10 protein-coding genes are annotated in these 12,920 nt (G+C 34.3%); 8 read left to right on the top strand and 2 right to left on the bottom strand.

All coding sequences use genetic code 11. The features are described from left to right. From PK35_RS13810 to rlmB, 5 genes are all read left to right on the top strand, one after another. Positions 1–3,087, top strand: a 3,087-nt coding sequence (locus PK35_RS13810) for a SusC/RagA family TonB-linked outer membrane protein (RefSeq protein ID WP_052826006.1), incomplete at its 5' end; no start/stop codon positions are given. 11 nt (positions 3,088–3,098) lie between these two features. After that, on the top strand, positions 3,099–4,538 hold the full coding sequence (locus PK35_RS13815) for a RagB/SusD family nutrient uptake outer membrane protein (protein ID WP_044627163.1): 1,440 nt from the start codon (positions 3,099–3,101) through the stop codon (positions 4,536–4,538). Positions 4,539–4,624: 86 nt separating this feature from the next. Then, on the top strand, positions 4,625–6,538 hold the full coding sequence (locus PK35_RS13820) for a S8 family serine peptidase (protein ID WP_044627164.1): 1,914 nt from the start codon (positions 4,625–4,627) through the stop codon (positions 6,536–6,538). Positions 6,539–6,556: 18 nt separating this feature from the next. Beyond that, entirely contained in the window at positions 6,557–7,300 is a 744-nt protein-coding gene (locus PK35_RS13825; protein WP_044627165.1) for a hypothetical protein, read from the top strand. 73 nt (positions 7,301–7,373) lie between these two features. After that, positions 7,374–8,108, top strand: coding sequence for a 23S rRNA (guanosine(2251)-2'-O)-methyltransferase RlmB (gene rlmB / locus PK35_RS13830; protein WP_044627166.1), 735 nt, complete (start codon positions 7,374–7,376; stop codon positions 8,106–8,108). Between the two features lie 943 nt (positions 8,109–9,051). Here rlmB and PK35_RS13835 read toward each other — a convergent pair. Next, a complete protein-coding gene (locus PK35_RS13835) occupies positions 9,052–9,783 on the bottom strand; it encodes a rhomboid family intramembrane serine protease (protein WP_044627167.1) in 732 nt (243 codons plus the stop codon). Here PK35_RS13835 and PK35_RS17690 point away from each other — a divergent pair. The 3 genes from PK35_RS17690 to PK35_RS13845 all read left to right on the top strand — a co-directional run bounded on the left by PK35_RS17690 (position 9,713) and on the right by PK35_RS13845 (position 12,043). Further along, on the top strand, positions 9,713–9,865 hold the full coding sequence (locus PK35_RS17690; RefSeq protein WP_162182423.1) for a hypothetical protein: 153 nt from the start codon (positions 9,713–9,715) through the stop codon (positions 9,863–9,865). The genes PK35_RS13835 and PK35_RS17690 overlap by 71 nt on opposite strands. Before the next feature lie 123 nt (positions 9,866–9,988). Further along, on the top strand, positions 9,989–11,272 hold the full coding sequence (locus PK35_RS13840) for a replication-associated recombination protein A (RefSeq protein ID WP_044627168.1): 1,284 nt from the start codon (positions 9,989–9,991) through the stop codon (positions 11,270–11,272). Positions 11,273–11,284: 12 nt separating this feature from the next. Beyond that, positions 11,285–12,043 (top strand): sulfotransferase family protein, encoded by a 759-nt coding sequence (locus PK35_RS13845; protein ID WP_044627169.1) that lies wholly within the window; start codon positions 11,285–11,287, stop codon positions 12,041–12,043. Between the two features lie 6 nt (positions 12,044–12,049). Here PK35_RS13845 and PK35_RS13850 read toward each other — a convergent pair whose 3' ends face one another. Further along, the gene (locus tag PK35_RS13850) at positions 12,050–12,880 is read right to left on the bottom strand and encodes a hypothetical protein (RefSeq protein WP_044627170.1); all 831 of its coding nucleotides are present in this window, start codon (positions 12,878–12,880) and stop codon (positions 12,050–12,052) included. Between the last annotated feature and the right edge of the window lie 40 nt (positions 12,881–12,920).

Here is a 12,920-nt window from a genome sequence, read left to right on the forward strand (position 1 = left end):
GCACAAGAAAAGACAATTTCAGGAACGGTTTCAGATGCGTCTGGTTTACCTCTTCCTGGAGCAACTGTCTTAGTTAAAGGAACATCAACAGGTACTTCTTCTGATTTTGATGGTAATTACTCTATAAAAGCTAATGAAGGCGCTACCCTCGTATATAGCTTTGTAGGCTATACTTCAACAGAAGTTGTGGTAGGTTTCTCTAACACAATTAACGTAACCTTAAGAGAAGATACTACTTCATTAGAAGAAGTTGTTGTTGTAGCTTATGGTACGCAAACCAAACAATCTATAGTAGGGTCTGTAGGTGTTATTTCAAGTGAAACCATAGAGAGTCAACAGGTTACATCCCCTTTAAGAGCATTGCAAGGAGCTGTTCCAGGCGTAAACTTACTTACTGCCGGAGGTCAACCTGGTAACAATCCAGATATAAGAATACGTGGATTCTCAAGTTTAAATGCAGATGCCTCCCCTTTAATCATCTTAGATGGGGCTCAATATAACGGTAATTTAAACTCAATAAGTCAAGATCAAATAGAATCAATATCTGTACTTAAAGATGCTTCATCAACCTCTTTATATGGTTCTCGTGGTGCAAATGGTGTTATTCTTATAACAACTAAAAAAGGAAAACGAAATACTGCTCCTAAAGTTACTATTAGAACGCAAATCGGATTTTCTAACCCAACAGTTGGTGTTCATGATTTACTAAGTACAGACGATCAATTCCGATTAACTTGGGAAGCATTAAAAAATGAAAACCAGTATAATTTAGGACAAAATGCTACAGAAGCTGCCCAAAATGCATCTTCTAGTTTAGTTGATTATTTTGGATATAATCCATATAACGTTACTGAGCCTGTTGATATTAATGGTAATCTAATAACAACAAATAAAGTATGGGAAACTAGTTGGGAAGATGAAATTCTAAGAAGAGATTACCTTAGAACTAACCATAACGTAAATCTTTCTGGTGGTGACGAAAAAACAACATATTTTGTTTCTTTTGATTACTTAAACGAAGAAGGACCTGTTGTTCGTTCAAATTTTGAAAGAGCAGCAGCTAGAATTAATATTGAATCGCAAATTAGTGATTGGCTTAAGTTTGGATTTAACACTAGTTTTTCTAGATCTAACTCTGGAAACCCGGATCAAACAAGTGGAAGCACCACTCAAGTTATTTCTTGGATATATGGAGTATCAAGTGCTTATCCTGTGTACCAAAGGGATGCAAATGGAGCTTTAGTACTTGATGTTGCTGGAAATAGGCAATATGACTTAGGTAATGGAGCTAATGTTGGACAAGCTGTGAATAGTGTAAGACCATCGAGAGGTGGAGAAAACCTACTAGCTAATTTATATTTAGGTAGAGAAAACAGAAAGCGTACAAGTTACTTAGGAAATGCTTTTGCCGAAATACAAATATTTGACGGACTTAAATTTAGAACTAATTTAAGTTATGAAAATTATTTATTCGATTCATATAGTTTTGATGATGATTTATTAAGTTTTGCTTCTAGTGTGGGAGGTAGAGTTGATCAAGATAGAGATATCACAACAACATTAAATGCTATTCAATCATTAAATTATAATAAGACTTTTGGTGTACATGGTGTTTCTGCAGACTTAATTACAGAAGCCTACACATATGAATATGATAATTTAGGTGCTCAAGGTGTTGGTTATCTTCCAAATGTAACTGTTCTTGATGGGGCTACAAATCCTGAGTCTGTTACTGGAAATGTTTTTACAGAAAGAATAAACAGTTACCTTGGTAGATTGGCTTATAATTTTGATCAAAAATATTTTATTGAAGGATCATATAGACGTGATGGCTCAACAAGATTTAGTGAAAACACCCGTTGGGGAGACTTCTTTTCTATTGGTGGGAGCTGGATAGTTTCAAATGAATCATTCTTACAAAATAATGATATAATAAACTACCTAAAGTTAAGAGGTTCTTATGGAGAACTTGGAAATAACAGAATTTATATTTCAGGCTCTAATCCATTAACTCAAGATTATTTTCCTTACCAATCTATATTTACATTAGGATGGAACAATGAAGGGAATACAGGTATCTTATTATCTGGTGTAGCCGATCCTAATATTAGTTGGGAAAAAACAGAATCTTTAAACATTGGTGTTGATTTTGAACTTTTTAAAGGAGTTATTTCTGGTACTGTTGATTACTATGAAAAAGAATCGGTAGACTTAATTTATGATAAACCTATACCAACATCTACAGGTGTTGGAGAAATAACCACCAATATTGGTTCTGTTAAAAATTATGGATGGGAAGTTTCATTAAATTCAACAAACTTTAACACCAAAAATTTAACTTGGACTACTGGTATAAACTTCTCTTTAGATGAAAATGAAATAACTGAGTTAACTCAGGATGAATTTATTAATGGATCAAAGTTGTGGAAAGTTGGTAATTCTATTTTCGACTGGTACATTAGAGAATGGGCTGGTGTTGATCCTGCTGATGGATATGGAATGTGGTATCAAGACATCCTTGATGATGAAGGTGAAGTTACAGGAAGAACAATAACCAAACAATACGATGAGGCTACGCGTTATGAAACTGGTTCTTCTTCGTTACCAGATATTATAGGAGGATTTACAAGTTTCCTTAAATACAAACAATTTGACCTTAATCTATTGTTGAACTTTAGCTTTGGAGCAACCCTATTAGATACTGATTATTCAGGACTTATAAACCAGTTCCAAAACCCTGGAGTAGGACACCACACAGACACTCAAAATAGATGGCAACAACCTGGGGATATTACAGATTACCCATTGTTATTAACAGGTAATAATAATCATGCTTCGCGTTCTACTCGTTTCTTATTCGATAATGATTATGTACGTTTAAAAAGCTTAACTTTTGGTTACAACTTACCAACTACAATTACAGAAAGAGTAGGTTTATCAAGTTTCCGTTTATTCATTCAGGCAGATAATCTTTTTACTTGGCAATCTCATAAAGGTATTGATCCAGAACAAGCATTTAACGGTTTAACAAGCAATAGATCCCCTTTATCTAAAACCATTACAACTGGAGCAATTGTACAATTTTAAAAAAAGTGAAAATGAAAAATAATATTATTAAAACAAAAATTTTACTTCTGTTTATGGCTGTTATGCTATCATTCAGTTGTTCAGAAGAATTTTTAGACGAACCAAAAAATACAAGAGGTGTTACTTCTGATGTGGTATTTTCCGATCGCTCTATTGTAGAATCATATATTACTGGTATTTTAAGAAACTTTAGAAGCCAATATACTACTGTTGATACTGGTGGTCTTTACGCTTTATATTTTGCTAGAACGGTTAAGGGAAATGATATTATTCAGGCTGCAAACTGGTACCGTTTTGATTATGGTCATGAAAACAGAGAGCCAAATTTTAGACGTACTATTTTTAACTGGGATTATAATTATGATCAAATTAATCAAGCTAATGTATTAATTAAAGGTGTTCAAGAAAGTGATCTAGATGATGTATCTAAAAAAGAATTTATTGCTGTAGGTAAAGTATTAAGAGCATTCCATTATTTTCAATTAGCATTAGAATTCGCTCCTAACTACAACAACGATAGATCTATTGCCAGATTACCAATTTATACCGAACCAGCAACTGGAGCTTCTGAAGGTAATCCTGCAAGCCCATTAAGTGATGTATATAATTTAATACTAGCCGATTTAAAAGAAGCCATATCTGATTTAGATGAAAATAGATTAGGAAAAAGTTATATAAACAAATCTGTTGCTAACGGAATTTTAGCTAGAGTTCTTTCTGTAACACAAGATGATTGGACTGGTATGGCTACAGCGGCCAAAGCGGCATACGGTGGTGGTGACGCATCAGCTGCGGTAACATCAACTAATTGGGGCTCTGGTTTTGATGATATGACTGACCCTGATTGGATTTGGGCAATGTATCAAGATGGTAATGAAACTAACTTCTATTATGCTGCTCCACACGTAATGATTGATCATTTAGTATTATCATATGCAGCTACTTATATTAACCCTAATTTTGTTGATGAGTTTTCCGATACTGACGTAAGAAAATTATTCTTTGACATATACGGTGTTTCAGCAACTACACCCTATAGAGAATTTATTACAACAAAATTTGATTTTACATTTGAAGCTGATTTACCAATCATGCGTAAATCAGAAATGGTTTTATTAGAAGCAGAAGCCCAATACCATGCAGGAAGTACAGGAACGGCTCAAAACTTATTATTTGCTCTTCAAAGTGCTAGAGACCCTAATGCTGTTAAAACTACAAGTACAGGTCAAACTCTTTTAAATGAAATTCTTTTAGAAAGACGTAAAGAACTTTATGCAGAAATTGGTGTTGAGTGGTTTGATGCTAAGCGTTACAGATTACCCATAAACAGAGATCCAGAGCACCGTGTTGTGGTTAATGTTGAGGCAGATAGTAATCTTTTCTTTTTAAAGATTCCTGAAAAAGAAATTGACGCAAACCCTAATATTGACGAAAGTATTAATAACGAATAGTATCTTCTATTCAGTTGTAATTCACACTTTCATGAAATTTAATTATAAAATCATGAAAGTGTGTTTTTAAAATTAAAAGTTTCCTCATGAAAAAAAATTACATCATTCTTTCTTTATCTTTACTTTTTACAGTATTATCTTTTGCGCAAACGGATATTGAACGCAGAAAAATAAAAGAAAATTACGATACTGAAAAACTTGAAGCCCTCATACAAAATTTAAAAAATAAAAACATAGCTAAAGAGAAAAGAGTTTCTGCATACCTTAATGCTAATACTAACCTAAAACGTAAAATTGTGGTAGATGGCAAAAGCTATGTAATTTATGATGTTCAAAATGGGAAACCTATTTTACGCACAACACATAACTTAAAAAGTGCAATAGGAACTAGGACTAATAAACTGCAAACAGGTGGAAGCTTAGGATTAAATTTAGATGGGCAAAATATGTTTATTGGAGTATGGGACGAAGAAAGTGCTCTTGGTACTCATAATGAATTCAAAGACAATCAAACCGTACCGCAATCTCGTGTAGTTTATCCTGAATTCAATGGAGGCCCATTTATAGGAACAACAAGTGCGCATGCAACGCACGTAGCGGGAACACTTATTGCTAAAGGAGTAGATAGCGATGCCAAAGGTATGGCTCCTGAAGCCTCTCTAAGGTCATTTGATTGGTTTAATGATGATGCAGAAGCAGCTACCGAAGCTAGTAATGGACTGTTGTTATCAAATCACTCATATGGTATTGCTATTACTGATGCCGCTACTGTAGGAGCTTATGTTTCAGATGCAAGAGTATGGGATCAAGTAGCCTATACAGCGCCTTATTATTTACCTGTTATGTCAGCAGGAAATGATGGAACAACTACATATACAGGAGGTAGAGCGTCAGGCTATGATAAGTTAACAGGAAATAAAACATCGAAAAACTCATTAATTGTTGCTAATGCCAACCCTTTTTTAATTGGAGGTGGACCAAATTATTTATTAAATATTAATTCAGGTAGTAGTCAAGGTCCAACTGATGACAATAGAATTAAACCTGACATAGCAGGAGATGGCACTAATGTTTATTCTTCTACTAATGCAAATGATTCAGATTATTCTACTTTCAGCGGAACTTCAATGGCTTCTCCTAATGTATCTGGTTCTTGTTTATTATTACAACAGTATTATAATCAATTAAATTCTAATTACATGCGTGCATCAACATTAAAAGCATTAATTTGCCATACTGCTATTGATGATTCTAGAACTGGACCAGACCCTATATACGGCTGGGGTTTCTTAGATACAGAGGCATCAGCTAATCTAATTAAAGATGATAGTGATGGTACTGCATTAATTAGCGAAATACTTTTAAACAATGGTGAATCGTATACTTATCAATTTTCTGTTGAATCTGAAAGTGAACTTAGGGCTACTATCTGTTGGACAGATCCTGCAGGAAATTCATCTTCAAGCCCTAATAATGTACTTACTCCTAGATTAGTAAATGATTTAGATTTACGTTTAGAACATGCTAATTCAACTGAATTTTTTCCTTGGAAATTAGACGCATCTAACGTTGCAAGTCCTGCAGTAAAAGGAGACAATTTTGTAGACAATATTGAACGTATTGATGTTAGTTCTCCCACTAATGGCAATTACACTTTAACAGTAACTCATAAAGGAAACTTAACCAATGACTCCCAAGTATTTTCTTTAATACTGACAGGTTCAAACATAACACTAAGCTCTAAAAAAAATACAATATCTAAATTAAAAGTATGGCCAGTTCCTGCTACTACAAAATTAAATATTGATTATCGTAAACTTACTGAAGTTTCAAAAATGAAACTCTATAATATAAACGGCAGTTTAATTTACGAAGGTATTTTACCCCCTAATTCAATAGAAAATTTCACGTTTGATACTTCTAATTTAATTAAAGGAATTTATTTTTTAAATATAGAAAGTGGAAACTCAAAATTCTCAAAAAAAATTATTATTAAATAACTTTAACAACTATAGATTATGAAAAAAATCGGAATTATTATAACCCTTATCTTTAGTATAGTTTTATTCACAGATTGTAAAGAAAACGACGATACACCTGCTATTTTAAGCATTGACTATGTAGGCTTCGAGTCTGATTTCCAAATAGGTGTTGATCCATCTGGAACAGTTTCTAAAGAAGTTAAAATAGCAGTTTCACAATTATCTGGTTCTGAAAGAACATTTAATTTATCAATTAACTCAGATTTAACAACAGCAAATCCTTCTGCTTATTCCATTCCTTCTAGTGTATCAATCCCTGCCAATAGTAAGTCTGGTAGTTTCTTGGTAGAGGTAATAGGCACAAATGTTAATGCTTCTGGAAATGATCTCCTAGTAATTAATATTATTGATGAAACTGAAAACCTATTTATTAGTGACCCCATATCACTCAATTTAAAACAAGTTTGCCCTAATCCTGAATTAATTTTAGATATTACTTTTGATACTTATCCTGAGGAAATTTATTGGGTAATAAGTGATGAATCTGACAACACTGTTTTTGAAAGCATAACTCCTGCAGCTTATGGAGCTTACACAGGTTTAACTGGAGGTATTACTAGAAATATGTGTCTTCAATCTGGAACTTATACATTTACTATTTTAGATGGTTATGAAGATGGAGCTGGACCATTTACTCTTACATTAGAAGATGGAACACTTCTTGGTTCTTCTGATGGTGCTTATGGTGCGGGTACAACAATTACATTTACCATTCCTTAATTATACTTTAAATTAAGAAGTAAAAAAACCTCGTTTTCAAAGCGAGGTTTTTTTATTTCATTAAATTTGTCCTATGCATAATCAAACACAAATTTTTGGTATTCGCGCAATAATTGAAGCGATAAATTCAGGTAAAACAATTGATAAAGTTTTTTTACAGAAAGGCTTACATGGTGATTTATTTAACGAGCTAGAATCGTTAGTAAATAAATCTGGGATTGCAAAATCGTACGTTCCTGTAGAAAAGTTAAACCGATTAACTAAAAAAAATCATCAAGGTGCTGTAGCTCAAATTTCGCCGGTTGAATTTTATGATATCGAAAATTTAGTTGTTAATGTTATGGAATCTGGTCAAACACCTCTTTTCCTACTGCTTGATCAGCTAAGTGATGTTAGAAATTTTGGCGCTATTATTAGAACTGCCGAATGTACAGGTGTTAGCGGTATTATTATTCAGAAAAAAGGAGCTGCTCCTATTAACGGAGATACTATTAAAACAAGCGCAGGTGCCGTTTTTAAAGTACCTATTTGTAGAGTAGACCATATAAAAGATGCGGTATTTTACATGCAAGCATCGGGTATAAAAGTAATTGCTGCAACCGAAAAAACAGATAACACCCTTTACGATGTTTCTTTTACCGAACCTTGTGCCATTATTATGGGATCGGAAGGCAGAGGTATTAATCCGTCGGTGTTAAAAGTGGCCGACGATAAAGCGAAATTACCATTGTTGGGCGAGATTGAATCGTTAAACGTTTCGGTAGCTTGCGGTGCGTTTTTGTATGAAGCGGTAAGACAGAGAAGATAGTTTTTTTTGGACTGATGACTGATGACTGATGACTGATGACTGATGACTGATGACTGATGACTGATGACTGATGACTGATGACTGATGACTGATGACTGATGACTGATGACTGATGACTGATGACTGATGACTGATGACTGATGACTGATGACTGATGACTGATGACTGATGACTGATGACTGATGACTGATGACTGATGACTGATGACTGATGACTGATGACTGATGACTGATGACTGATGACTGATGACTGATGACTGATGACTGATGACTGATGACTGATGACTGATGACTGATGACTGATGACTGATGACTGATGACTGATGACTGATGACTGATGACTGATGACTGATGACTGATGACTGATGACTGATGACTGATGACTGATGACTGATGACTGATGACTGATGACTGATGACTGATGACTGATGACTGATGACTGATGACTGATGACTGATGACTGATGACTGATGACTGATGACTGATGACTGATGACTGATGACTGATGACTGATGACTGATGACTGATGACTGATGACTGATGACTGATGACTGATGACTGATGACTGATGACTGATGACTGATGACTGATGACTGATGACTGATGACTGATGACTGATGACTGATGACTGATGACTGATGACTGATGACTGATGACTGATGACTGATGACTGATGACTGATGACTGATGACTGATGACTGATGACTGATGACTGATGACTGATGACTGATGACTGATGACTGATGACTGATGACTGATGACTGATGACTGATGACTGATGACTGATGACTGATGACTGATGACTGATGACTGATGACTGATGACTGATGACTGATGACTGATGACTGATGACTGATGACTGATGACTGATGACTGATGACTGATGACTGATGACTGATGACTGATGACTGATGACTGATGACTGATGACTGATGACTAAAATACTAATGATCTTCTTTGTCCTTAAAAATATATCGGATTTTGAGTGACTCCTCCTCTACTTCGTCTTCAGGTAATGTTTCAATAAAATTGCCATTTTCGTCGAAGTGTTTCAAAAACGGATCGTCGTCTTCGTTATAATGCGCTTCTTCCCATGCGTATTTTTTAGGTTTTGCAATTTCTTTTTTAAAGATAAAAGCAAACAGTAAACCTGTTATTAAACCTGACAAATGACCTTCCCATGATATGCTGTTATCAACTGGCATGGTATACCAAATCATGCTTCCGTATAAAAATACAACTAAAAGCGACAACGCAATTAAACGGTAATGCTTTGCAAAAATACCTTTAAAAAATGTAAAGCTTACAAGCACGTATATAAGTCCACTAGCGCCAATATGGTAAGAGCTTCGGCCAATACACCATGTTAAAAACCCTGATAATAAAATGCCATAAAACAAAACTTTCCATGCAATTTGTCTATAGAAATAAAACAACGCTGTAGATAGTACAAACAACGGAATGGTATTATGATAAATATGCTGAATATCGCCATGAACGAACGGACTTAAAAACACACCTCTTAAACCTTTTAAGGTTTGCGGATAAACGCCGTACTTGCTAAAGTTATAACCAAACCTAACTTCGGCCCAAAACACAATCCAGATGGTTAGGACAAAAAACAAAGGGTACGCTATAACTCCTGTTGAAAATTTAAATGGTGACGATGAATTCATTACCATTAAAATAGCAAAAAAGCATCCAACTTTGGTTTTAGTGCTAAATTGGCAGATACGCCCGCGTGAGCGATTGCAGTGAAAAGCCCACAGCGTAGCGCGGACTTGCAACGGAAAGCGCGACCCGCAGGGGCACGCCCAAATTATTTTTAAATATGATTGGTTATTTTATCGCCTTAGTTATATTCTTTTTAATTTTACAGTTATGAATGCAAATGAGCCTTTAGCGGAACGATTACGACCAAAAACGTTGGAAGATTATGTGAGCCAAGAGCATTTGGTGGGTAAAAATGGTACGCTTATACAGCATATTAAACAAGGTTTAATTCCGTCAATGATTTTTTGGGGACCGCCTGGTATTGGCAAAACGACCTTGGCAAATATTATTGCGAACCAATCTGGAAGGCCTTTTTACACGTTAAGCGCCATTAGTTCTGGGGTTAAAGATGTTCGTGAGGTTATTGATAAAGCAAAAAATAGCGGCGGTTTGTTTACTACCAAAAACCCTATTTTGTTTATTGATGAGATTCATAGGTTTAGTAAATCGCAGCAAGATTCGCTGTTGCAAGCTGTTGAAAAAGGTTGGGTTACACTTATTGGTGCCACTACCGAAAACCCGAGTTTTGAGGTTATTTCGGCATTACTTTCGCGCTGCCAAGTGTATATTTTAAATGCTTTTGATAAAGATGATTTAGAAACGCTTTTAAAGCGTGCTATTTCTGAAGATGAATACATATCGAAGAAAAACATAACCCTTAAAGAAACGAAAGCGCTATTGAGGCTTTCGGGTGGTGATGCTAGAAAATTACTGAATATTTTTGAGCTAATCGTGAATTCGTTTGGCACTAATGATGTTGTAATTACCGATGATGTTGTTTTGCAAAAAGTACAGAATAACGCGGTACGTTATGACAAAACGGGCGAACAGCATTACGATATTATTTCGGCGTTTATAAAATCGATTCGTGGTAGCGACCCTAATGGCGCGGTATATTGGCTAGCTCGGATGATTGAAGGTGGCGAAGATGTGAAATTTATTGCGCGCCGTATGCTTATTTCGGCAAGTGAGGATATTGGCAATGCCAACCCAACGGCTTTGGTTATTGCTAACAACACATTTCAGGCAGTTACAACTATTGGATATCCAGAATCTCGCATTATTTTAAGTCAATGTGCGACGTATTTAGCTTGTTCTCCAAAAAGTAATGCCGCTTATATGGCTATTGGCAAAGCGCAACAATTGGTGAAACAAACTGGCGATTTAAGTGTACCGTTAGAAATACGTAATGCACCAACCAAGCTTATGAAAGATCTTGGCTATGGCGACAATTACAAATACGCGCATAATTATGAAAACAATTTTGCGAACCAAGAGTTTTTACCAGACGAGATTAAAAACATCAAACTTTACGACCCCGGAAATAATGCCCGAGAAAATGCGCACCGTACGTTTTTAAAGGATCGCTGGAAGGATAAGTATGGATACTAAAAACTTTTTTTAATGTTAATATTTAATAAAAGACAAAAAGTAGATTTTATTGTTTGCGGTACACAAAAAGGAGGCACCTCTGCTTTAGATTATTATTTAAGAAAGCACCCTGAGATTGGAATGGCTAACAAAAAAGAACTTCATTTTTTTGATAATGAAAATATATTTAATCAAAAAAAAATAAAATATTCACAATATGAAAATCAGTTTAATTTTAAATTAAAAAAAAAGGTTTACGGAGAAATAACACCTATTTATATGTATTGGAAACCGTGCTGTAAAAGAATATGGGACTACAACCCTAACATTAAATTAATATTTATTTTAAGAAATCCTATTGAACGTGCGTTTTCTCATTGGAATATGGAATTTGACAAAAATTTGGAATCAAACAACTTTATTAACTCCATACAAACAGAAATTAATAACAATACAAATCAGCCCGATTTACAACACAGAGTAAAATCTTATATATATCGAGGGTTTTATTCTGAACAAATTATTCGGTTTAAAAACACATTCCCTGAAAACCAATTAAAATTCGTAAAATATGAGGATTTTAAAATACACCAACAGGAAAAATTAAACGATATCTTTAACTTTTTAGGAGTTAATTCGAATAACTATTTTTATGAGCGCAGAACTATTCATAAAAGAAAAAAACACTCTAATATCTCCCAAGAAAGCAAAGATTTCCTAATTAACATCTTTCGAGAAGATATTAAAAAAGTAGAGAGTTTATTAAATTGGAATTGTAATGATTGGTGCTAAAATGCATTAAAACTTAATATTAAGCTCCTTTTGTTTCATGCCGGCATCGGTATTGTACTCATAAATCCATTTACCGTCTTGTTTGTAGATTACAGAATCTTCGCCTTCTACTAAAAATAAATCTTTACGACCTGTTTTTTTTATTTTGAATACTACTTTAGGTGTACTATCTACTAACTGAAAGCCTGTATCGGTTTCTTGCGCGTATAAAATAGTAGTGGTGGTTTTTGTTAGTTTAGTAGCTACTGTTGGTTTAACTACATCTTGTTTTTCTTCTACAACCTCAACAACTTTGCTTGATTTAGCTTGTTTTAAAGTTTCAATTTCCTTTTTTAGCTTTTCAATTTCTTTTGAATCTTCGCCCTTTGTTTTAGACTTAGCTTGAGCGACAACAGCTGCACTTGGTTCATATTTATGATTAAGCGCTTCTAACGATTTAAATGCTTCTCTTAAGGCTTCGTGATAAGCTTTTTGATACTCTTTTTCTCTACTCTCGCCCATTTGCGAGGTGTACACCACTTTACCATTACAATCCTGTAACTGCAAGGTAAGCTTAGTTTTAAATAATCCAGAATCTTTTAAAACATCTGAATTTAATGCTAAACAACGGTTTAATGCTAACTCTTCGGGGTAATTTTCTCCTTCAAATAAAGCTTCAAAACCGTATTTATTGAATAAAAATTTAGATAAAGAATTTAATTGATATTGATCTTGTTCTTTTAAAAAATCGTATTTCTTTGAAACAATTACATATTTATAATCGTTTAAACTTCCTTGTGCGAAAGCGGTGTTTAATGTTAAAATTGCTATTAACAGAAGTACTAGTTTAGTTTTCATATGGTTTTTTTCTTTTTTTTGCTGACTAAATATACAACTT

Origin of the sequence: Neotamlana nanhaiensis (genome assembly GCF_000943555.1) — a bacterium.
In the GTDB taxonomy this organism is placed as follows: domain Bacteria; phylum Bacteroidota; class Bacteroidia; order Flavobacteriales; family Flavobacteriaceae; genus Neotamlana; species Neotamlana nanhaiensis.